This is a genomic window from Microbacterium sp. CFBP9034 (assembly GCF_034045255.1).
Classification (GTDB): Bacteria; Actinomycetota; Actinomycetes; order Actinomycetales; family Microbacteriaceae; genus Microbacterium.
The window spans coordinates 421,052-442,007 of record NZ_JAXCWC010000002.1 but is presented as its reverse complement, the minus strand read 5'-3'; the positions used below and the strand labels follow the sequence as shown (position 1 = coordinate 442,007).

The 20,956-nt window shown below is 69.6% G+C and carries 26 protein-coding genes; 8 read left to right on the top strand and 18 right to left on the bottom strand.

Annotated features, from left to right (window positions below; all coding sequences use genetic code 11):
- Positions 1–3 precede the first annotated feature (3 nt).
- Positions 4–1,383, bottom strand: coding sequence for a serine/threonine-protein kinase (locus tag SOM19_RS13305; RefSeq protein ID WP_320487077.1), 1,380 nt, complete (start codon positions 1,381–1,383; stop codon positions 4–6).
- A gap of 222 nt (positions 1,384–1,605) precedes the next feature.
- Here SOM19_RS13305 and SOM19_RS13300 point away from each other — a divergent pair, with 222 nt between their 5' ends.
- Positions 1,606–2,706 (top strand): fatty acid desaturase family protein, encoded by a 1,101-nt coding sequence (locus SOM19_RS13300; RefSeq protein WP_320487076.1) that lies wholly within the window; start codon positions 1,606–1,608, stop codon positions 2,704–2,706.
- A 421-nt stretch (positions 2,707–3,127) separates the two neighbouring features.
- Here SOM19_RS13300 and SOM19_RS13295 read toward each other — a convergent pair whose 3' ends face one another.
- Together SOM19_RS13295 and SOM19_RS13290 are read right to left on the bottom strand one after the other, a co-directional pair.
- Complete coding sequence (locus SOM19_RS13295; protein WP_320487075.1) at positions 3,128–4,507, bottom strand: sensor domain-containing protein; 1,380 nt, start codon at positions 4,505–4,507, stop codon at positions 3,128–3,130.
- Positions 4,504–5,316 (bottom strand): alpha/beta fold hydrolase, encoded by an 813-nt coding sequence (locus SOM19_RS13290; RefSeq protein WP_320487074.1) that lies wholly within the window; start codon positions 5,314–5,316, stop codon positions 4,504–4,506. Before SOM19_RS13290 ends, SOM19_RS13295 begins: the two co-directional genes overlap by 4 nt.
- Positions 5,317–5,464: 148 nt before the next feature.
- Between SOM19_RS13290 and SOM19_RS13285 the strand changes: the two genes are divergently transcribed.
- Entirely contained in the window at positions 5,465–6,244 is a 780-nt protein-coding gene (locus SOM19_RS13285) for an EAL domain-containing protein (protein WP_320487073.1), read from the top strand.
- 9 nt (positions 6,245–6,253) lie between these two features.
- On the opposite strand, the gene SOM19_RS13280 is transcribed toward SOM19_RS13285, so the two are convergent.
- The 8 genes from SOM19_RS13280 to SOM19_RS13245 all read right to left on the bottom strand — a co-directional run bounded on the left by SOM19_RS13280 (position 6,254) and on the right by SOM19_RS13245 (position 10,044).
- Positions 6,254–6,514 (bottom strand): hypothetical protein, encoded by a 261-nt coding sequence (locus tag SOM19_RS13280; protein ID WP_320487072.1) that lies wholly within the window; start codon positions 6,512–6,514, stop codon positions 6,254–6,256.
- 37 nt (positions 6,515–6,551) lie between these two features.
- The gene (locus SOM19_RS13275) at positions 6,552–6,875 is read right to left on the bottom strand and encodes a DUF7882 family protein (protein ID WP_491715924.1); all 324 of its coding nucleotides are present in this window, start codon (positions 6,873–6,875) and stop codon (positions 6,552–6,554) included.
- A gap of 106 nt (positions 6,876–6,981) precedes the next feature.
- Entirely contained in the window at positions 6,982–7,329 is a 348-nt protein-coding gene (locus tag SOM19_RS13270) for a hypothetical protein (RefSeq protein ID WP_320487070.1), read from the bottom strand.
- 83 nt (positions 7,330–7,412) lie between these two features.
- Positions 7,413–7,619 (bottom strand): multidrug transporter, encoded by a 207-nt coding sequence (locus SOM19_RS13265; RefSeq protein WP_320487069.1) that lies wholly within the window; start codon positions 7,617–7,619, stop codon positions 7,413–7,415.
- A gap of 62 nt (positions 7,620–7,681) precedes the next feature.
- On the bottom strand, positions 7,682–8,404 hold the full coding sequence (locus tag SOM19_RS13260; RefSeq protein WP_320487068.1) for a GAF and ANTAR domain-containing protein: 723 nt from the start codon (positions 8,402–8,404) through the stop codon (positions 7,682–7,684).
- Positions 8,401–9,186, bottom strand: coding sequence for a GAF and ANTAR domain-containing protein (locus tag SOM19_RS13255; RefSeq protein ID WP_320487067.1), 786 nt, complete (start codon positions 9,184–9,186; stop codon positions 8,401–8,403). The genes SOM19_RS13260 and SOM19_RS13255 overlap by 4 nt, the downstream gene beginning before the upstream one ends.
- Positions 9,187–9,253: 67 nt before the next feature.
- Positions 9,254–9,607: a hypothetical protein gene (locus SOM19_RS13250; protein ID WP_320487066.1), complete on the bottom strand. Its 354-nt coding sequence runs from the start codon at positions 9,605–9,607 to the stop codon at positions 9,254–9,256.
- Positions 9,608–9,711: 104 nt separating this feature from the next.
- The gene (locus SOM19_RS13245; RefSeq protein WP_320487065.1) at positions 9,712–10,044 is read right to left on the bottom strand and encodes a hypothetical protein; all 333 of its coding nucleotides are present in this window, start codon (positions 10,042–10,044) and stop codon (positions 9,712–9,714) included.
- Positions 10,045–10,154: 110 nt separating this feature from the next.
- Here SOM19_RS13245 and SOM19_RS13240 point away from each other — a divergent pair, with 110 nt between their 5' ends.
- A complete protein-coding gene (locus SOM19_RS13240; RefSeq protein ID WP_320487064.1) occupies positions 10,155–10,859 on the top strand; it encodes a GAF domain-containing protein in 705 nt (234 codons plus the stop codon).
- Positions 10,856–11,581 carry a GAF and ANTAR domain-containing protein gene (locus SOM19_RS13235; protein ID WP_320487063.1) on the top strand — a complete coding sequence of 242 codons (726 nt, stop codon included), beginning with the start codon at positions 10,856–10,858 and terminating at the stop codon, positions 11,579–11,581. The genes SOM19_RS13240 and SOM19_RS13235 overlap by 4 nt, the downstream gene beginning before the upstream one ends.
- An 8-nt stretch (positions 11,582–11,589) precedes the next feature.
- On the opposite strand, the gene SOM19_RS13230 is transcribed toward SOM19_RS13235, so the two are convergent.
- From SOM19_RS13230 to SOM19_RS13215, 4 genes are all read right to left on the bottom strand, one after another.
- Positions 11,590–11,907: an ArsR/SmtB family transcription factor gene (locus SOM19_RS13230; protein ID WP_320487062.1), complete on the bottom strand. Its 318-nt coding sequence runs from the start codon at positions 11,905–11,907 to the stop codon at positions 11,590–11,592.
- Positions 11,904–12,377 (bottom strand): SRPBCC domain-containing protein, encoded by a 474-nt coding sequence (locus SOM19_RS13225; protein WP_320487061.1) that lies wholly within the window; start codon positions 12,375–12,377, stop codon positions 11,904–11,906. The genes SOM19_RS13230 and SOM19_RS13225 overlap by 4 nt, the downstream gene beginning before the upstream one ends.
- Before the next feature lie 117 nt (positions 12,378–12,494).
- The gene (locus SOM19_RS13220; protein WP_320487060.1) at positions 12,495–13,160 is read right to left on the bottom strand and encodes a GAP family protein; all 666 of its coding nucleotides are present in this window, start codon (positions 13,158–13,160) and stop codon (positions 12,495–12,497) included.
- Positions 13,161–13,234: 74 nt separating this feature from the next.
- Positions 13,235–14,644, bottom strand: a complete 1,410-nt coding sequence (locus SOM19_RS13215) for an aminotransferase-like domain-containing protein (protein WP_320487059.1) — start codon at positions 14,642–14,644, stop codon at positions 13,235–13,237.
- Between SOM19_RS13215 and SOM19_RS13210 the strand changes: the two genes are divergently transcribed.
- Both SOM19_RS13210 and SOM19_RS13205 read left to right on the top strand, forming a co-directional pair.
- Positions 14,643–15,572 (top strand): DMT family transporter, encoded by a 930-nt coding sequence (locus SOM19_RS13210; protein WP_320487058.1) that lies wholly within the window; start codon positions 14,643–14,645, stop codon positions 15,570–15,572. The genes SOM19_RS13215 and SOM19_RS13210 overlap by 2 nt on opposite strands.
- Positions 15,572–16,183: an FMN-binding negative transcriptional regulator gene (locus SOM19_RS13205; protein WP_320487057.1), complete on the top strand. Its 612-nt coding sequence runs from the start codon at positions 15,572–15,574 to the stop codon at positions 16,181–16,183. The genes SOM19_RS13210 and SOM19_RS13205 overlap by 1 nt, the downstream gene beginning before the upstream one ends.
- A gap of 12 nt (positions 16,184–16,195) precedes the next feature.
- On the opposite strand, the gene SOM19_RS13200 is transcribed toward SOM19_RS13205, so the two are convergent.
- Genes SOM19_RS13200 through SOM19_RS13190 form a run of 3 tightly spaced genes read right to left on the bottom strand, consistent with a single transcriptional unit; the run spans position 16,196 to position 19,353 of the window.
- On the bottom strand, positions 16,196–17,302 hold the full coding sequence (locus SOM19_RS13200; protein WP_320487056.1) for an ABC transporter permease: 1,107 nt from the start codon (positions 17,300–17,302) through the stop codon (positions 16,196–16,198).
- Entirely contained in the window at positions 17,299–18,309 is a 1,011-nt protein-coding gene (locus SOM19_RS13195; RefSeq protein ID WP_320487055.1) for an ABC transporter ATP-binding protein, read from the bottom strand. Before SOM19_RS13195 ends, SOM19_RS13200 begins: the two co-directional genes overlap by 4 nt.
- A gap of 33 nt (positions 18,310–18,342) precedes the next feature.
- On the bottom strand, positions 18,343–19,353 hold the full coding sequence (locus SOM19_RS13190; RefSeq protein WP_320487054.1) for a glycerophosphodiester phosphodiesterase family protein: 1,011 nt from the start codon (positions 19,351–19,353) through the stop codon (positions 18,343–18,345).
- 157 nt (positions 19,354–19,510) lie between these two features.
- Here SOM19_RS13190 and SOM19_RS13185 point away from each other — a divergent pair, with 157 nt between their 5' ends.
- Both SOM19_RS13185 and SOM19_RS13180 read left to right on the top strand, forming a co-directional pair.
- Positions 19,511–20,437, top strand: a complete 927-nt coding sequence (locus SOM19_RS13185) for a Bax inhibitor-1/YccA family protein (protein WP_320487739.1) — start codon at positions 19,511–19,513, stop codon at positions 20,435–20,437.
- Positions 20,438–20,542: 105 nt separating this feature from the next.
- Positions 20,543–20,878, top strand: coding sequence for a helix-turn-helix domain-containing protein (locus SOM19_RS13180; protein ID WP_320487053.1), 336 nt, complete (start codon positions 20,543–20,545; stop codon positions 20,876–20,878).
- The last annotated feature ends 78 nt before the right edge of the window (positions 20,879–20,956 follow it).

Sequence of the window (20,956 nt, the reverse complement as noted above, 5' to 3'; positions counted from 1 at the left end):
GAGTCAGCCGTCGTCCTCCTCGCCCTTCCTCTCCTCATTGTCGAGCCTCTTCTGCTCGTCTTCGAGCTTCTTCTGTTCTTCCTCCGCTTGCTTGCGCTGCTCCTCTTCGAGCTTCTTCTGCTCTCGCTCGGCTTTCTTCTGGGCTTCGTCGGCGGCCTTGCGCTCTTCCTCGGTCATGCCGGGATCCTCGACGACGACCTCGTTGCCGGTGCCGTCGTCCTCGGCCGGGGCTTCGGAAGGGTCGGTGTCGGCGGGGACGGTGAGCGCCGGGTCGGGCGTCTGGCCGGGTCCGCCGAGGGCCGAGAACCCGATCACGGCCGCGAGCGCCACGGCGACGGCTGCGAGAGCGCCGACGACCGTGGTGATGAGGCGCCGGCGGCGGCGGCGAGCAGGCTGATCGGGCAAGGTCGACGGGAGCGACGGCGGCCGTGGATCTGCGGATGCCACTGCCGGGGTCGCAGCGAGGCCGGCCGCCGGAGCGATGAGCGTTGCGGCCGTGAGGGGAACCGTTGCCGCCGTCTCGGTCGCCGGCACTGCGTCGCTCGAGCCCTGCTCGGCGAGCCCGGCTGCGGCCGTCGCGACATCGAGCGCAGTCGGCCGCGCCGCCGGATCGGACTGCAGCATGCGTGTCAGCAGATCCCCCCATCGCCCGCCCAGCGACACGGGAACGGTCGGCGGGTTCTCGAGACGGGCGAGCGCGGCTGCCATGCCACCGCCGTGCGGGTGCTCTCGCTCACCGGTGAGCGCCTCCAGCAGCACGAGGCCCAGGGCGTAGATGTCGGACGCCGGCGCCGGCTCACCGCCGCGGATCTGCTCCGGCGCCAGGTAGGCGACGGTGCCGATCACCATTCCCGGGGAGGTCAGCCTGGAGGCATCGAGCAGATACGCGATCCCGAAGTCCGCGAGCTTTGCCCGCGGGCGAGCGCCCGGGAGCTGCGCCGGGCTCAGCAGGACGTTGGAGGGTTTGATGTCGCGATGCACGATGCCCGCCGCGTGCACGACATGCAGCGCCTCGGCGAGCTCGGCGGCGAGGTGCGCCACCATCGCGGGAGGCAGAGCGCCCGAAGCCAGTCGAGCGCCGAGCGTCGGCCCGTCGACGAACTCCATGGCCAGATACTCGGGCTTTCCGGGGACGAGGCTGGCGTCGAAGAGGGTCACCAGCGACGGATGGTTGAGCGAGGCGAGCACCGTCATCTCGCTGCGGGCACGCTCCGAAGAGGCGCCGTCGACACCCGGGCGAATGAGCTTGATGGCCACCGTCCGGCCGAGGACGACGTCCTCCGCACGGTAGACGCGGGCCATGCCGCCTTCGCCGACGCACTCGCCCAGCCGATAGCGACCGTCGAGCAGCGGCGCAGTCTCACCGACCTCCGTGTCGCCCATGTGCCCTCCCCGGCTGTCGGGATGCGGACCCTCCCGACCCTTCAACGCTAATCGCATCCCAGGTTCCCGCACGTGCCGCGAACTGCCCCCGCAGCTCGGTCCCACTTCGTGCAGAGGGAGACGCGGGGCGCGGTGGCGGCGTATCGTGGAGATCGGATGTCCTGGACCCTGTCGTCCCCGTGACGCGGGTCGCGCGTCGCACACCGACCGACAGGTTCCGACATGGACACCACGCCCGCGCGTGCTCACCCGCCGCACGTCGCGTCTGCTCCCGAACACCGTCCGAACGACTACACCGAACTGTCGCGGATGGTCACCGCCAGCGGACTCATGCGCCGAAGGTACGGCTACTACTGGACGAGGCTGATCGCCGCACCGGTCGCGCTGGCGGCGCTCGTCGTCGCCTTCGTCGCGATCGGGGACACGTGGTGGCAGCTTCTCACGGCGGTGGCGCTGGCGATCGCGCTCACGCAGGTGGCCATGCTCGGCCATGATGCGGCGCATCGGCAGATCTTCCGCTCGGGTCGATGGAACGACTGGACCACTCTGGTGATCGGCAACCTGCTGGTCGGGATGAGCTACGGGTGGTGGCAGCACAAGCACACCCGACACCACGCGAACCCGAACAAGATCGGCTCCGATCCCGACATCGACCTGCCCGTCATCTCCTTCACACCGGACCAGGCCGACCGCCGCCGGGCAGCCAGAAGGGGGCCCCTGGGCTGGTTGATGGCCCACCAGGGCGTCCTGTTCTTCCCGATCCTGCTGCTGGAGGGGCTGTCGCTGCACGCGTCGAGCGTGCGGCGCGTGTTCTCGCGAGAGCCGCTCCGGCGCCGTCCCGTTGAGATCGCGTTCATCATGCTCAGGATCATCGGGTATCTCGCCCTGGTGTTCCTGGTGCTCTCCCCCGGCATCGCGTTCGCGTTCCTCGGCGTGCAGCTGGGGCTGTTCGGGGTCTACATGGGCATGGCGTTCGCGCCCAACCACAAGGGAATGCCGCTCGTCCCCGCCGACGTCAAGGTCGACTTCCTTCGCCGACAGGTGCTGATGAGCCGCAACATCCGCGGGAACAGGTTCCTCGACACCGTCATGGGCGGCCTCAATTACCAGATCGAGCACCACCTCTTCCCGTCCATGCCGCGACCGCACCTTCGCGCGGCATCGGGCATGATCAGCGCCTACTGCGGCCAGCAGGGCGTCGCGTACACCCAGACCGGACTGTGGCAGTCCTACGGGATCGTCGTCCGCTACATCAACCGCGTGGGGCTTGGGGAGCGCGACCCGTTCGACTGTCCCCTGCTGCAACAGCGACGGGCGGTGTGAGAGACACGAACCATCAGGGACCGGGGAATGTCAAGGGGTTTCCGCCGTCCGGATCGTCCAGGCACTCTGGCGCGCGGAGGAGGGACCATGTTCGAGCATGGCCAGTGCGTCGTCACGCCGGCTGGGGAAGCCGGGAAGGTCGTTGCGCCTTTCGGAAGGACGGCGGCCGACTTCTACGAGACCGGACCCGACCGGCTCATCACCGCCCGCGCCGTCCGACAGGACGGCGACGTGCCGCGGTGCGTAGAGGACGCGTTCGAGCCGCTCGCCCGGCCTCCGCACGATCGCGGGGAGGTTGACCCGATCGTGCTCCGCGTGGGTCCGCGCTAGCCGGGGGGCTCGGCGCGGACCCACGTCTCCCCGCTGCTCGCGGACGGATGCCGGCATCCCGCAGGCCTGGCACCCCGGCTCGCCGCTTCCCCTACGCGCTCGCGGTCGGCTCCATCGTCACCCGGTTCTTGCCGGCGCCCTTGGAGTCGTACATCGCGCCGTCCGCGCGGACCAGGAGGTTCTCGCCGGTCGGGGGTTCATCGACGTCCGGCCGGTACAGTGCCACGCCGACGCTGACCGACGCGGCGATGACGCCCTCGGACACCGCGATCGGGCTCTGAGTCATGGTGAGGATGCGCTGCGCGATGGCCGCCGCGGCCGTGACGTCGGCGTCGGCGCAGATCGCGACGAACTCATCGCCGCCGATGCGTCCGACCACATCGCCGGCGCGCACGCCGCCGCTGAGGCGAGTGGCGAGCTCCACGAGCACGGCGTCGCCGGTGGCGTGGCCGAACTGGTCGTTGATCTCCTTGAACCCGTCGACGTCGAGGAACAGCACGGCCAGCGGCTTTCCCGTGGCGGCGGCTCGCGCGATGGCATCGTCGAGGCTCTGCTCGAGCAGCTGCCGATTGGCGACGCCGGTGAGCTGGTCATGGAGTGCGAGGTAGGCGAGCCGGCGCTGCAGGCGAACGCGGACGAGGGTCTGCGATGCCTGCCGTCCCAGCGCCTTCTGCAGGTCGAAGAAGTGGTCGTCGAACTCGGTGCGGCGTCCGAAGAAGCACACGAGGATCCCGAGCCGCTCGCCGTCGGCCAGGAGCGGCGTGATGCTGAGCGACGCGAGTCGGTTCTTGCGCATCGCGGCCGCGAGTTCCGGGTACTCCTCCCGGGCGGTCGACTCCTCGACCACCGTCACCCTCGGGGTGTTGCGCAGGGAGAGCACGGGCGCCACCTGCCCCTCGAGCGGGTTGGTTCCAGCCACCGGAACGAGCTCACCTCCTTCGCCGATCAGCATCACCATGGTGTGCTTGGCGACGAAGGCCTCCCGCGCCACCTCGGCGAACGAGTAGGCGACGTCTTCGTCGCTCGCGCTCACTCCGAAGGTCGAAGAGACGTCCTGCAGAACTCTGACTCTCGCCTCGGAGGACTCCGCGGCCCTTCGGGCATTCAGCAGCTCCGACTCGTACAGCAGACGTTCGCGAGCGTTGAAGAGCGCGGTCCGGACCAGGTCCGCGTCGCGATCGAGCGATGAGTTCACGAGCATCGGCAGCGTCGAGCCGTCGGCGGCGAGCACCGTGAGCGCCACCTCGGTCACGGTGCCCTCGAGGTGGATGGTCTGCTGGTGGCGGGTGTCGTAGAAGAGGGCGCTGCCGGCGTCCAGCAGCGAGACGAACGGCCGCCCGACGATGGTGTCGAGCTCGTACCCGGTCCAGGTGAGGAAGGTCTCGTTCGCCTCCAGCACCACTCCGTCGAGGGACATCGAGATGAGGCCGCACGGCGCGGCCTCGAACCACCGTTCGGTCGGCGTGCTCACGAGAGGTACGCGCGCATCTCGGACACGACCTCTTCCGGCCCCGACAGGATGGGGACGTGGCCGGTGGTGTTGAGGATGATCAGGCGACTGCCGGGGATCGCAGCGTGCACGAAGTACCCGACCTCGGTGGGGGCGATCGCATCGGCGCTGCTCTGCATCACCAGCGTCGGCACCGTCACTGCGGCGAGATCCCGCCGGTTGTCGGACAGGAACGTGACGTGGGCGAAGTGGCGCGCGATCTCCGGGTCGATGCTGCAGAAGCTCGTCGTCAGGCGGTCGCCCAGCTCCGGTCGATCCGCGTTCCCCATGATCACGGGGGCCATCGCCCCGGACCAGCCGAGGTAGTTGGCGTCCAGCGTGTCGAGCAGCGCGGCGATGTCGTCGGGCTCGAACCCGCCGCGGTAGGACCCGTCGTTGATGTACCGCGGCGAGGGGCCGATCAGAATGAGCCGGCTGAATCGCGAGGGATCCCGGTTGGCTGCCAGGACGCCGATCATCGCGCTGACGGAGTGCCCGACGAAGATGACGTCGTCGGCGCCGAGGGCGTCGAGCATCTCCAGGATGTCATCGGCGTAGCCGTCGAGAGAGTCGTACTTCCCCCGGTCGTAGGCCTCCGGATCTGACTCGCCCGCTCCGACGAGATCGAAGAGGACGACGCGATGGTCCCGCTCGAAGTGCGGCGCCACGAGATCCCACGACGCCTTGCTGCACCCGAATCCGTGGGCGAACACCATGACGGGACCGTCGGGGTCGCCGGTCACCGTGACGTTGTTCCGGTGCAGCGGATTCGTCGTTGGAGAGACTGCCATCGAAACTCCTGGGGGGAAGTCGGGTTCAACCGACGCGCGGGCTCACTGAGATCGTAGGTGATGGTGCAGGCAGGCGTACGCAGAAATGAGGTCGGCATACTATACGCCAGCGCGGACCGGGCCGCTGGTGGTTGCGCGAGACGGGTCCATGCGACTGACTGGAGGTGTGGTGACGAACGCGGAACTCGTGTCGGACTTGGGGGAAGCCTCCGCCCGGGGTGAGCTGTTCGCGGTGTTCCAGCCCCAGTTCGACCTCGCGAACGGATCGATCGTCGCGGCAGAGGCGCTGTGTCGGTGGAGGCACCCGAAGCACGGGATCGTGCCGCCCGACACGTTCATTCCCCTCGCCGAGGCGACCGGGGCGATCGGGGCGATCGGACGGTTCATGCTGGACCAGGGCTTGCGCGCGGTCGTCGCCTGGCGGCGACTGGGGCTGCCGATCGGAGTCTCGGTGAATGTCTCGCCCGTGCAGCTGTCGACCGAAGACCTCGTGGACCATCTCGGCGAGCGGATCGAAGCGCATTCGCTGCCCGCGGGAGCTCTGACGGTCGAACTCACCGAATCTCGTCCGCTCGACGACTTCGCCGACATCGCCGATCGTCTGAGGAGAGTCCGGGCGCTCGGGATCGGCGTCGCGCTGGACGACTTCGGCGCCGGGCACGCCTCGCCGGAACATCTCGAACAGCTCCCCGTCACCGAGGTGAAGCTCGACAAGTCGATCGTCCAGTCCGGCACCGATGCGACGTGGCGGGAACTCGCCGAGCGGCTTCGAGGCGCGCGTGCGCGTGATCTGACGGTGGTCGCGGAAGGGATCGAGACCCCGTCGCATCTGAGGCGCGCCCGAGACCTGCTCTGCGACCGCGCGCAGGGGTTCCTGCTCGGCCGCCCGCTCGAGCGAGCGTCCTTCGACGCCCTCCTGGCTCGCTAGCCGCGGCTGTCAGAGGTCGTGGAAGTCAGTCGAGCCGGCGTCCTCGTCCTCGTCCTGCGCGGGCTCGCCGCCGACGTCGATCTGCGTCCACGTGACGGGCATCCCCGGCGAGAACAGGATGTCGATACCGGGACCTGAGCGCAGCGGCGGAATGTTCACGTAGCCTCCGCCGGAGCGGATGGCCTCCAGGATCTTCCCCCGGAGGTCGTCGACCGGATCGGGCAGGAAGTAGTCCCGCCCGTCGACGGTGAGACGGTTCACAACAGTCATAGCCTCGCTCTTCCTGGCGCCTCCGGGCGCCCCTTGCTCAACGCGCGTCGGTCCCTGCGTCATGTTGCGGCTCCGGTACGAGCTCGAGCCCGGTGGTGCTGTTGGCCTTCGCCATCAGCGCCTCGACCCACAGCCGATTGAGGGCCGGTTCGCGCCCTCCGAAGAAGACGAACTGCAGCGGGATGGCCTGATGCAGCCAGATCGAGTTGCGCCCCATACCGCTGCTCGAATCGGAGTTCCACGACAGGGAGAAGGACTCCCCCCGACGCAGCTTCGTCATGATCACGAGTCTCAGATGCGCCAGCTCTCGGTCTTCGAACTCGATCGACCATGTCGGAGCCCCATAGATCAACTTGCCCACGGCAGCACCTCCTGTCCTCGCAAGTCTGGCATGCGCACGTCCGTCGTCCGGATCGATGGCTCACGCGGGCACGGCGTGCTATGCGCACCCGGTGCGCGAGACGCGCTCAGAGCTCGTAGTCCGTCCAGGTCTCGATGTCCTCCCGGTGCGTCGTCTCCGCGGCGGGGGACGGCGAGCCGTGATGGCGGAGCTGTTCCGCCTCATTCTTCATGCGCTTGACCAGGACCTCGTCCCTCACCTCGTCGAAGCGGGACTTCTCCTCGCTTGCGATCAGCTGACTCGCCGGCCCGATCAGGATCTCCGAGCGCCCCATCGATCCGTCCTCGTTCCGGATCGGCACGTCCACGGTGGCAGATGCGCCCACCTGCGCGAGTGCTTGCGCGTAGTCGATGAGGGCGTGAGCGATCGCAGTGCCCGTCAGGATCGAATCTCCCGCGTAGTGAATCCTGTCCATGGGATCCTTCCTACTCCTCGACGGCTCCGCCGTCGGGCCCCTTTTCTTCTGGGCGACCGTCCGCTATAGGCCCGCGTGGAAGGTCAAGACGGGTCAGCCTCGCCCTCCGCGCCCGGGCCGGGACCGGGCCTCACCGCGGCGGAGTCGGCGATGTCGATCCGGGTGACATCGTCCTCACGGGAGGTCACGATGCGCGGCGCGGCGTCGGCCTCTGTCGATTCGGCCGCTCTCAGCAGCTGGTCGCGGCGCTTGTCGTCGTCGGTCATGGGGTCGGGAGTCGCTTCGCTCATGCGCCCACGGTAGGACGCCGCCCCCGGCGCGACGTAACCCTGGAATCGGGCCGGGGAACGTGCTAGTCGTCCTCGATCGAGAGTTCGCGCCTCACGAGCCGGGCGGCGACGCTGCTGAGGGTCAGCCGGTGCCGTCGCGCGTAGGCGCGGATGATGCCGAATGCCTCGTCGACCGGCACGTCGCGGGTGAACGACACCACGCCCTTCGCCTGCTCGATGATGATCCGGCTGTCCAGGGCGAACCGGAGCTGCTCGGCCAGCACCTCGGTGCGACGCACCGAGCGCTCGTGGAGGATGCCGATCGTCGCCACATCCGCGAATGCCTGGGCCGCAACGACATCCTCTTCACGCATTCGTCCCTCGGAGGCATTCAAGAGGTTGAGCGTGCCGATCGTGTTCTCTCGCAGACGGAGCGGCAGCGCCTCGGCGGAGGCGAAGCCCTGCGCGAGCGCGCCGGCTCGGAACTGCTCCCACCGCTCCGGGGACTCCGCGATGGCGGGCACGGACACCGCCCGCCTGCTGCGGAAGCACTCGATGCAGGGACCGGCCTGCGCGCCCAGCTGCATGATCTCCACGATCCTGCTGGCCTCGCTCGTCGAGGCGATCAGCTCGAGCTCGCCGGTCTCATCGGCGATCAGGATACCCGCGGCGGTGGCACCGAGGATGTCGCGGCAGGCGTCGACCAGCACCTGCAGGAGCTCGACCACGTCGTAGTCGTCCACCAGCGTGTCCGCCAGGGTGGCGAAGGTCTGGAAGAGCCGCGTGTCACGGGTGGTCTCCGTCATTCCGTCGCCTCGATCCGGCCGCTGCGGCGGAGGAATCGCAGTCGGCCCTCGGTGATATCCGCGGCGACGTCCATCATCGACCGGCTGGTCGCGAACGCATGGCCCTGGATGACGAGCCGCGCATCCTCAGGGGCGATCTGCAACTGTGCGAGCACGATCCCGGTCGCCTGGTGCACCAGTCGCCGCGACCGGGGGTTGAGGTCGTCGACCGATCCGTCGAGATCCTCCAGGGCTCCGCGCAGCACCCGGCGCCCGATGACCTCGGCCATCGCCGATGCGCGCCGCACCTGGCTTCGATCGAGGGTCACGGGCCGCAGCGAGTAGAGGTCGATCGCGCCGAGCCGGAGCGTTCCGACGGCCAGCGGGAAGGCGAAGATCGAGGCGACGGACTCGTCGCGGATCGCCTCGGTGAAGGCGGGCCAGCGGCGGCGGCCGACCGACGCGAATGCGGGCTCCGACACGGGTGCGAGCGAGCGCATCGCATCCCAGCACGGCCCTTCGCCGAGGTCGAACTGACGCTCGTCCAAGCGAGCGGCCCGGTCGTCGGTGGCCGAGATGGTCTCGCTTCCCAGCACGTCGCCCAGCGTCGAAACGGCCGCGCCGGTGACGGGCAGCACAGTCGTGAAGGCGTCGCTGTAGTGCTCGGCGGCATCGGCAGCGCCTTCGAGAATCGCCATCATCTCGGTGAAGGAGTCGCCCATCCCTGCCTCTCCGGCGGACTGTCCGTCGCTCTCCCGACGGAAGGCGCCGCTCTTGCCGGTTCCAACGTAGAAGTGAGCCACGACCGGACCTACCGCCTTGACGCAGGCCAGGCCCGGTGCTACTTCGGCTCGGTCGACCGCGAGACCGTCAGGCGTCGCAGCGGAGCGCCTCGACGTCGTCCCACATGAGGTCGGCGACTTCCTCCGAAGTGAAGCTGCGGCCGGGCGGACCGTCGAGCGCCGCCGCCTTCGCGCGCAGCAACGTGATCGTCTCGATCTCCGTCAGCTCCTCCGTGGAGCTCTCCGAGGAGGTGCTGGCGTAGTCCGTCAGCCAGCCGATGGTCAGTTGCACCCGAGCGGGGGCGCCGCTCTCCGCGATGAACGGGATCTCGACCAGGTCGACCTGCTGACGCTGGGCCAACGCGAGACCATAGGTCATGACGGAGTCCGCGATCGCCGTGCCGGTCAAGTAAGCGCCGTGGCCGTTGGTGAGGGTCTTCATGTTGAGTACCTCGGTTCGCATCAGGCGATGCCGGGGTCCGGGGCACCGGTTTTTTCTCTCCCTCCCTCCAGGATACTCCTCGCCGGCGGCACCGGCGGGAGCGGCTAGAGGCCGAAGTCGTGCTCCCGGTCCATCTCGGGCTCGATGGACTGGGCGTTGGGCGGCGACATCCGCAGGGCGATCTGCTCGCGCATGTACGCGGTGACATCATCGTTGTCGGGCTCCGCGAGGTCGGTGTGCGCGGTCTCGGCCATCAGGGGAGCACCCGTGTTAAGCAGCATCTTCGCCGTTACCTTGTCGCCCGTGACGGTGTAGGCAACGATGTCGACGGTGTCGGCGTCGCCAGCCCGCGCGAGGACGGCGCAATACTCGACCAGGAGGTCGGCCGTCTCATCTCCCGTCAGCAGACTCTTGTCGGCGAATGTCACGTGCTTCATGCGACGCACGCTAGATCGGCGCAGACGCGTCGACCAGGGGGTTGCATTTCCCGCGAGGGGGCGTAACAGACGCCTGCGAACAGGCGCTACTTTGGTCGTCGGAGAGGCACATGCGAGATTCATTCACTGCGGCGATGGACGCCCTCGAGGACGAGGGCTTCACGGCCGCGCGATACAGTGACCCGTTCGTCGCGGTGCTGCCCGTGACCGGCGCCGCGGTCTCCACGCTCGGACACCTCCTCGGCAGCGAGACGATCTCCGCGACGGATGCCGGAGCCGCCCACCTGGACGAAGTGCAGTTCGACCTCGGCGAAGGCCCCTGCTGGGACGCCCTCCGGCTCGTCAGGCCTGTCACGGAACCCTCCTTGACGACCCGGGGAAGGCTTCGATGGCCTGCCTTCGCAGCCGCCGTCGTCGACGATGCCGTCCGGTCGGTCTTCGCGTTCCCGCTCGCGGTGGGCACGCTGCGGATCGGGGCTGTCGACCTCTACTCGAGGGAGTCCATGATCCTCGATCCGCTGCAGATGCAGCGCGCCGAGGCGATGGCGGAAGTGGTGGGACGCCGAGTGCTCCGCGATGCCCTCAACGAGGTGAACGGCGGGAGTGCGAGCGTGAATCCGCGGTCGCGCCGCATGGTGCATCAGGCGACCGGCTTCGTCATCGCTCAGCTGCAGGTCGCCGCGGACGATGCGCAGCTGGTGATCGAGGGCCACGCGTTCGCCGCCAGCCGGTCGACGATGGACGTCGCCCAGGACATCATCGACGGACGACTGAGCTTCGTTCGTCGTGACGGCCGGATCGAGGCGATCGGATGACGGTGTCCACCCGCTCTGCCCGCCTTTTCCAGACGTTCGCGACGCTCGCCGACACTCTCGTCGACGACTACGACGTCGTCGAACTGCTGCAGACCCTCGTCGACGCCTGCCATGACACGCTCGGCAGCACGGCCGCCGGGATCCTGATCGCCGACGAGCACGGCGAGCTCGAGCTCGTGGCGTCGACCAGCGAAGCGAGCAGACTCGTCGAGATCATGCAGCTCAGCGCCCAGTCCGGCCCGTGCATCGACTGCTTCGTCACCGGCGCCCCGGTCTCCGTGCCGTCGATCGCAGAGTCCCCTACCCACTGGGCCGAGTTCCGGACCAGTGCGCTGTCGCACGGCTTCGCATCGGTGGAGGCGCTCCCGCTCCGGCTGCGAGACACCACGATCGGCACGCTCAACCTCCTGAGTGCACAGCCCGGACCTCCCCCGCGCGAGGACGTCGTCGCGGCTCAGGCGTTCGCGGATGTCGCTACCGTCGGCATCCTGCACGAGCGGTCGCTGCGAGAGACGGCTCTGCTCGCGCAGCAGTTGCAGCTCGCGCTGAACAGCCGGGTGGTCATCGAGCAGGCGAAGGGCGTCGTGTCGTTCACCCGGGGCGTCCCGGTCGACGACGCGTTCGAGCTCATCCGCGACTTCGCCCGCCGCAACCGGCTGCCGCTGAGCAGGGTCGCGGCCGGGCTGGTCTCGCGCGAGATCGTGATCGACGACCGCTTCTGACCGATCGGTCAGAGTCCTTCGGCGATCTCCTTGATCGCGGCGAGGCGGCGGTCCCACTCGGCTCCGACGGCGTCGAGACGTCGGGCGGTGGCGCTCAGGCGTGCACCCACGATGCGGAACCGCACCTCGCGGCCCACACGCACGGATTCGACCAGCCCGACCTCCTGCAGCACGGCGAGGTGCTTGGCGATCGCCTGGCGGGACACGGGCAGGCGCCCGGCGAGGGCGGATGCCGAGGCATCCCCGTCGCCGAGCGCCGCCAGGATGCTCCACCGGGTCTCGTCTCCGAGTGCGGCGAACACCGGGATCAGCGCCTCGGTCGTCACGAATCGCTCTCGAGCAGTGCGACCAGCTTGTCCAGCTCGCCGTTCCAGCCCTGGCGGTGATCCGCGAGATTCGCGGCCGGGTCCGATGTGGTCTCGAAGCCCGTCTCGACGACGGTCAGCTCCGTTCCGCCGGGCACCGCGACCAGCGTGAAGGTGAAGACGGTCGAGTGCGCGTCGTCGAGCTCGTCCGGGACGACCCCGCTCGCGTCGTCGTTGCCCCACCGGTACGAGACCGTCCGAAGGGCGTCGATCGCTTCGATCCGCACCGGGATCGGGTCACGTCCGGGCCAGGTGAGGGTGCCTCGGGCTCCGGCATCCGTCCCCGCGAATGCGGCCTGGCCGAACCACCGCGAGATGTGGGCGGGCTCGGTGACCGCACTCCAGACCTTCTCAACGGGTGCGGCGATCCGGATGGTGCGTCGGACCGAGAACGCGGCGTCGTCGACGACCGACGACGGGTTCACTGTCATGCTCACAATGATCGTTCCTCTCTCCACAGTTGTGCAACTTTTAGGTTGCATTTGATTGCAACCCTATGGTTGCACTGCGGGGAGGTAATTGCAAGCCTTCGGTTGCAATTAGCCTCGTCAGAAGCGCGCGATCCCCATGCCGATCACGACGATGCCGATGAAGAACAGGATCAGGCTCGTGAGCAGTCCCCCGTTCCGCGTGAGCCACTCGCGCGCGTCGACCAGCTTGGGCTCCATCTTCTTGGGCGCCGCGAGCGTGGCGATGATGGGAACGGCGACGCTCGAGGCGCCGATCACGGTGTAGATCGCGATCGAGATGAGCGCGTCGCTGGTCGAAGAGGCGTCCGCGCGGATCGACAGGCCGGCCGCGATCGCCAGCAGCAGTGCCTTCGGTCGGAGGTTGAGGACGAAGGCGAGTCCGAACGCCTCCCACGGGCCGAGCGACCGGCGGGCCTTCAGCGGATCCGGCATCGCCGGCTCGGGGTGATGCCGCGACCGGCGGAAGGAGATGACCGAGAGGGCCACGATCACGACCCCCACGAGGGTCTCGAGCACCGCGACCGCTGTGTCGGGCTGTCGCTGCGTACGCGCGGTGGGCACGACCTGGGCGACGAGCGTGAAGACCGTCACCACGAGAAGGATGCCGATCACCCAGCCGATCAGGAACGGCAGGGCGGCACGGGCACGGTTCGGCGAGAGGAGGATGAGGATCGTCGCCATGATCGGCACGGAACTGACCGCGACGGCTACGGCGATCGGGATGATGTGGCCGATGGCCTCCACTCGGCACACTCCTCACGCGAGATCGGTTCGTGCTCCAGTCTGCCCGAACCCCCTCCCCCACGCGGGGTGATCCCTCAGCGCGCGCGCTCGACCTCCTCGCCGATCACGCGCGCCGCTTCGGGGTAGCGATCGGGGCTCGGTCCCGAGTAGTTGACCCGGATGTGAGGAGCGGATGCCTCGGCCGGGAACCACTCCGTCCCATCGGCGACGATCACGCCCCGGCTCTCGCACGCCCGCACGAGGCGTTCGACGTCGGTGCCGTCCGGCAGCCGCAGCCACAGGTTGAGTCCACCGGCCGGGATGAGGTCGAGATGCGCAGCGGGAGCGTGGTCGCGCAGGCTCGCGATCAGGAGATCGCGGCGCGCGCGCAGGAGCGGCTTCACCGTCCGCAGGTGCGTGCGCCAGGCGGGCTGGGTGACCACATCGAGCGCCGCGGCTTGGAGCAGGCCGCTCACGTACATCGACTCGGCCGCGCGGTCGGCGAGGATCCGGTCGCGCGCAGGCCCCCGTGCGGTCGCCGCCGCCACACGCAGCGCCGGCGACACGCTCTTCGTGAGCGAGCGCAGGTAGATGACGTGCCCGTCGTCATCATGTGCGGCGATGGGCGTGGGCTGCGTGTCGATGGACAGGTCGTGAGCCCAGTCGTCCTCCACGAGGTAGGCGCCATGACGGCGCGCGATCTCGAGGACGTCCCGCCCTCGCTGCACGGTCCACTGCGCCCCGGTGGGGTTGGCGTACGTCGGCTGCACGTAGAACGCCCGTGCGCCGGTCAGCTCGAACGCACGCTCGACGTCCTCGAGATCGGGTCCGTCGACCCCGGAGGCGACGGGGACCAGAGTCACGTTCGCCTGGGCGGCGGCGAGAATGGCACCCCAGTACGTCGGCGACTCGATCAGCAGCGGCTGGCCGGGGCCGACGAGAGCGCGGAAGATCGAGCTCAGCCCGCTCTGGCTCCCCGCCAGGATGAGCACGTCGCGCGCGGACGGCGGCGTGATGCCCGCCGGCGCCGCGTCGGCCAGCTCGCTCGCGAACCATGCCTGCAGATCGGGGAGCCCCGCGACGGGAGATCGGGTGGTGGCGGCATCCGTCCGCGCGGCGCGCGCGATCGCGGCGCGCACGAGCCGCTCCGGCAGCAGTTCGCGGTCGGGATAGCCGGTGTGGAGCGCGATCGCATCGGGTGAGGGGGTGCGCTGGGCCGAGGGCAGCGCCGTCAGCCGCGACGGGGGCGCCCCGAGGGCGGCGGTCTGCCAGCCGTAGTCCACAGGCCGGGGCGTGCGGGCAGCCCGCACGAAGGTACCCACGCCGGGCCGGCTCTCGACGAGGCCCAGGCTCGTGAGCGCTCGCATCGCCTTCTGCACCGTGACCGGACTGGCCCCGTGCCGAGCGGTGAGCTCGCGGTTCGAGGGCACGCGCGCCCCGGGCGGGGAGACCGCGATCCACCGACGCAGTTCGTCGACGATTCGATCAGTGCTATCGTTTGCCATGTCGGAACAGAGTAGCGTTACTGTTGAGATCCCGCCAGTGCTATCGCTCTCCCGCAGCGGCGGGTGGGGGTGGGGGTTCGTCGGCGTCGCCGCCTTCTCATTCACGGTGCCCTTCACCCGTGTCGCGCTCGGCGACCTGTCGCCGCTGTTCATCGGATCGGGCCGCGCCGTCGTGGCCGCGCTCCTCGCTGCCGCCGCCCTCGCGCTCACGCGACAGCGCCTGCCCACCCCGCGCCAGTGGGCCCGGCTGGCCGTGGTCGCCGGCGGAGTCGTCATCGGGTTCCCGCTGCTCACGTCCTACGCCCTCACGACCGCCTCGGCGACGCACGGCGCCGTCGTGATCGCGCTCCTGCCGGCGGCCACGGCGGTCATGGCGGTGCTCCGCGCCAAGGAGAGGCCCGCGCGGTCCTTCTGGGCCTTCGCTGCGCTGGGAGCGGTGGCGGCGGTCGTCTTCGCGGGGCTCCACAGCGGCGGGGTCGACCGGCTGCAGTGGTCGGATCTGCTGCTGTTCGGCGCGGTCGTTGCCGCCGCGGTGGGCTATGCCGAGGGAGGGATGCTGTCGCGCGAACTCGGCTCGTGGCAGACGGTGTCGTGGGCACTCGTGCTCGCGTCTCCCCTGATGATCGCCCTCACCGCGGTCTCGATCGCGCAGCAGCCCCCGCAGGCATCCGGCACGGCGTGGGCGGCGTTCGGCTATCTCGGCGTCGTCAGCATGTTCCTGGGATTCTTCGCGTGGTACCGCGGACTGGCCATCGGACCCATGGCGAGTGTCAGCCAGATCCAGCTGATCCAGCCGGTGATGACGATCCTGTGGGCCGCCCTCATCCTCGGCGAGCCGCTCACCTGGCCGACAGTCGTGGGCGGCGCCGTCGTCATCCTCTGCGCCGGACTCGCCGTGCGCACCCGTCTCGACAGGAAGGCCGGCTGATGCGCCACACGCCCCGCTATCTCATGACAGACCCCGGGGAGGTGAAGCGGCTGATCCGCAACCACCCCTGGGCGGCGTTCATCTCGCCCGCGGCGGGAGGTCTCGTCGCATCGCACTGCCCCGTGCTCCTCGAGGAGGGCGAGGGCATCACGATCGCCACCCATTTCGGGCGCCCCGACGAGATCACGCACGAGATCGGCCGGCATGAGGTGCTGGTGATCGTGCAGGGGCCGCACGACTACGTCTCGCCGAGCTGGTACGCCCCGGGCGATCTCGTGCCGACGTGGAACCACGTCACCGCACACCTGTACGGGGTGCCCGAGCTGCTGTCCGACGAGGAGAACTACGCCATGCTCGCCCGCATCACGGATCAGTTCGAGCATCACCGCCCGGGTGGGCGAAGCCTGAGCGAGGACGAGGAGGGCACGCGGCGCATCGCAAGGGGCACCGCCGGCATCCGGCTGCACGTCAAGCGGTTCGAGGCGCGCGCGAAGCTCAGCCAGAACAAGCAGCCCGAAGTGCGCGCCGGCGTGATCGCGGAGCTCGAGTCGCACAACCCCGCGCTGGCCGAGCAGATGCGGCTAGCCGCCGAGCTCACGGCGCGACGATGACGCTCACACCGGTCAGGCGATGCGCGTTCCCGGCGGGAGCCGTCGGGCGGGCGTGTTCGTGCGTGCCCACGCCCACCACAGCAGCCCGGCCGCGAGCAGTAGCTGCAGCGCGATGCCGACGAACCAGCTCGGGGTCGTCGTCGCGATGATCTCCTCGGCCGTCGGCGGATACTGGTCCTGGGGAGTCGGGCTGCAGTCGTCGTAGGTGGTCTCGGCTTCCGGAGGCACCTGCGCCATGCGCACACCCGACTTGATCTGCCCGAACAGGTCGACGGGGTAGCCGTTGGAGTCGAACTGCGTCGGCGTCGCGTCCGCCAGGATCACGAACGGATTCGCAGCGAGGATCCACCACACCCGATCGAAGCGCGGCACCTCGTAGGTGCTCGTCTCCCATTCGCCGCACTCCGGGCTCGGGTCGTCGTCGCACGGGTAGTCCTCCGTCGGCTCCTCTCCCTGCATGCACGGGAAGGTGCCCTCCTCCTCATAGGAGGCGTAGTCGATGGAGCGGTAGTTGTTGACCTGCTCGGTGCGCATCGTGGCCCCGAGCAGCCCGAACGAGATCACCGTGCCGACCACGAGCGCCGCCACGACGAGATAGGTCGCGGCGACCGAGAACAGGGGCCGGGCGATCACACCGCTCAGCCCCACGCCGATGGCCGCGATGACCGCGACCTCGACGACCAGGACCGCGAGTGACACGATGACCGTCGCGGCGTCCGTGCCGCCCGCGAGCGTCGCGGCGACGAGGAACGGAATGGACACGACCACGAACGCCAGGCCGGTCGTCCACGCCGCGAGGAACTTGCCGAGGATGATCTCGCCGGTCGTCGCGAGCGTGACCTGCACGGGCGCGAGGGTCGCGGCATCCCGATCGCCGTTCACCGAGTTGCCGCTCAGCGTCGGAGAGACCAGGACGATGAGCAGCAGGGTGATGTAGACGATCGTCGAGAAGATCGCGGAGCCCCGCTGCTCCGGCACCCAGCTGAACGCGATGAACGACAGCACGGTCACGATCAGGAGGAGCACGGCGAACACGCCGAGCAGCACGTACCAGGCGACGCTGCGCGTGCGCTGCGTCAGCTCGAGGCGCACGATGGTGCCGAGGCGCTGGCCGCTCATGAGATGGGCTCCTCGTCGTCGGAGGGAGTCTGGGGGGTCGTCCCGCCGGGCGGGGGCGGCACGGGCGCCGCCTGCGGTGGAGCGCCGGTTCCCAGGTCGAGGAACGTGTGCTCGAGGCTTCCCTGCGCGGCCGCGAACTCGGCGACGGGCAGACCGGCTCCCACGAGATCCCGCAGCGCCGCTGCCGCGGCCTCGTCGGATGCGAACTCCACCACGACGTCCCGGCGATCGGTCGCGATGCCGGTGGAATCGAGTCCCAGTGCGGCCGAGATCCGCTCGGCGGCGACGGATGCCTCCACCCCTGCCAGCCTCACGCGCCAGGCGCGCGCTCGCTCGGCGGCCGCCTGGACGCGACCGGCATCGACAGTCTCGCCCGCGACGAGGAACACCGCGTCGTCGACGACCTCCTCGAGCTCGGAGAGGATGTGGCTGGACACGAGGATCGTGCGGCCGTCCGCGGCGAGACGTCGCAGCAGCACCCGCAGGTCGATGCGGGCCTGCGGGTCCAGGCCCGACGCCGGCTCGTCGAGCAGCAGCACGCGGGGCTCGTTGACGAGCGCGCGGGCGAGCCCGAGCCGCTGCTTCTGGCCCCGGGACAGCACGCGCGCGGCCGAGTCCGCGAGCCCCACGAGGCCGACCTCTGCGATCAGCGCCTCTGCTCGTGCGGCGGCGGCGGACTTGGTCATCCCGTAGAGGCGCCCGGTCACCACGAGCGTCTCGCGGGACGTCAGCGAGCCCCAGGCGCCCAGCGCGTCCGGCATCCACCCGATGAGCCCGCGCGCGGCGTGCGGATCGGCGACGGGATCGATGCCGTCGATGCGGATCGTGCCCGCGTCGGGCGCGAGGAGCGAGGCGAGCATGAGCAGGAGGGTCGTCTTGCCTGAGCCGTTGGGCCCGACGAGTCCGGTCACGCGTCCGGCGTGCGCCTGCAGCGTGACGCTGCGCACCGCCTGGATCTCACCGAAAGCACGACGGACTCCATCGACGACGATGCCGGGGGAGGTCACGGCCCCACCCTAGCCATACGCCGCGAGCGGGGATCAGGATCGGAAGAACGCCACGCCGAGGTCGGGGTGGTCGACGAAGACGCCGTCGACTCCGGCATCCCGGATCACGGTCCACTCCGACTGCCAATCGCCGAACGCGGAGGCACCGCCCCGGCCACGGAACTGGCCGATGAGGAAGCTGTTCTCGGGCCGGCAAGTCCAGGTGTAGACGCGCAGGCCGCGCTCGTGCGCGTCGGCGACGACGGCGGTGGGGCCGCCGAGCCGTCCGAGCTTGTCGGGAGCGAGGATCATCCGCTTGTCGACGCTGATGCCGTCGACCCTGCCGGCGAGCCCGTCGAGCCCGGCCGGCGCGGCGGTCTGCCGGTACGTCAGCGCGCTCTTCCCGTGGGCCGAGAGGAGGTCGAAGGGGCGGCCGGCCGCCTCCAGCAGGTACACGTACGTCGCGACCACTCCGCGTTCCTGCAGGGCGAACAGCACGGTCGACTCGAACGCCTCGATCGTGAGCGGCAGCTCGCCCGCCGCCCAGCCTGCCTCGCGCAGCTCGGCGTCGACGAGGGCCGCGACATCCCACCCGATCGAGGCGAAGTACGTGGCGTGCTTGATCTCGAGCACCACGCCGATCTCCCGGCCCTGGGCCAGCGACGCCGCGCGGACCAGGTCGAGCACGTCGCGCAGGCGCAGCACGGGCTGCTCGTCGTCGAAGCTCGCGCTCGAGGGCCGGAGCTGGGGCAGACGCTCACGGCAGCGGAGGGTCGACAGCTCCTCCCACGTGAAGTCCTCCGCGAACCAGCCGGTGAGCTCCGCGCCGTCGATCGTGCGCGTCGTGCGCCGGTCCGCGAACTCCGGCCGGTCGGCGACGTCGGTCGTGCCCGAGATCTCGTTCTCGTGGCGGACGACGAGAACCCCGTCGCGCGAGACGACGATGTCGGGCTCGACCGCGTCGACGCCGAGCTCGAGAGCCAGGGCGTACGACGAGCGCGAATGCTCGGGACGGTAGCCCGGAGCACCGCGGTGGCCGATCACGAGCGGGGTTCGGCGCGGCATCGTCTCAGGCTACCGGCGGGGCCGGGGCGGCCGGATCGGCTGCCAGGCCTCATAGCCCACTCCCAGCAGGCGACACGCCGCGCGGGGCCGGGTGTCGGATAATGTTGATGAACAGCATCGTGCTGTTCCTACCCCTTTGACTTGGAGTGTGAGAGCAGTGGCCCTCAACAACCCCGCGTTCAACAATCCGGCCTTCCAGGACCCCCGGGCCGTTCAGACGTACCCCGGAGGCTCGAAGGCCGCCGGCTTGACGCCTCCTGCCGCACAGACGCAGTACGCCTCGGCCCAGCATGCCGGAACGGATGCCGCGGCCCAGGCCCACCTCGAGGGCATGTACACCGCTCCCGCCGCCGGTGCCATCGAGACCGACCGCATGACGGTCGAAGACACCGTGTGGAAGACCGTCGGGCTCTTCGCCGTCCTGGTCGTCGGCGCCGTCGCCGGCTGGGTGTGGACGATGGCCCCCGTGGCCGCGACCGGCGAGCCCACGCTCATGCCGTGGATCATCGGCATGATCGGCGGCTTCGTGCTGTCGCTCGTCGTGATCTTCACCTCGCGCAAGACGATCCGCCCGGCGCTCATCTTCGGCTATGCCGCGTTCGAGGGCCTCTTCGTCGGCGGCATCTCGGCGTTCTTCGAGATGCTGTACGAGGGCATCGTGCTGCAGGCGACCCTCGCCACCCTCTCGGTGGTCGGCGTGACCCTGGCGCTGTTCGCGAGCGGCAAGGTGCGCGCGTCGAAGCGCGCCACCAAAGTCTTCATGATCGCGATGCTCGGCTACCTGGTGTTCTCGCTGGTCAACCTGGGCCTCATGATCTTCAACGCCCCCATCGCGGGCGGCGCGTTCGGCCTGCTCAGCGAGAAGGGCCCCCTCGGCATCCCGTGGGGCGTCATCATCGGCGTCTTCGTCGTGATCATGGCCGCGTACTCGCTCGTGCTCGACTTCGACATGATCCAGCGCGGCGTCCGCAACGGCGCCCCCCGCAAGTTCGGCTGGCTCGGCGGCTTCGGCATCATGGTGACCGTCGTGTGGCTCTACGTCGAGATCCTCCGCATCCTGGCGATCCTGCGCGGCAGCAACTAGCCGCGCAGTCACACCGCTGCAACGGCCGTCCGGTTCTCCGGGCGGCCGTTCTGCTGTGAGCGGAAGGGGTCGGCGGTCGCGGCATCCGCGTTCTATCGTGACCGCATGGCCGAGATCATCCCGCTGCCGACGACCTCCTCGCGACCCGCGCCCCGTGCGCCGGAACCGCTCTGGCGCGACGCGCTCGGCGATCAGCTGCGGCGGCTCCGACATGACCGCGGCGAGCGGCTGGCCGACACCGCCGAGCGGGCCGGTGTCTCCCCGCAGTACCTCTCCGAGATGGAGCGCGGGCTCAAGGAGCCCTCGAGCGAGATGATCGCCGCCGTCGCCGGAGCGCTCGAGGTCACTCTGGTCGAACTGACTGCCGCGGTGGCGGACGAGCTGCGGGGTCGCACGGCCGAGCGGGCGTCCGCACGCGTGTTCTACTCCCTCGCCGCCTGAGAGCTCGCGCCCGTCTGTGCGAAGTCGACCTTCCCGGCGCCCGCGAGCCTCGAACTCGCACAGATGAACCGATGGGTC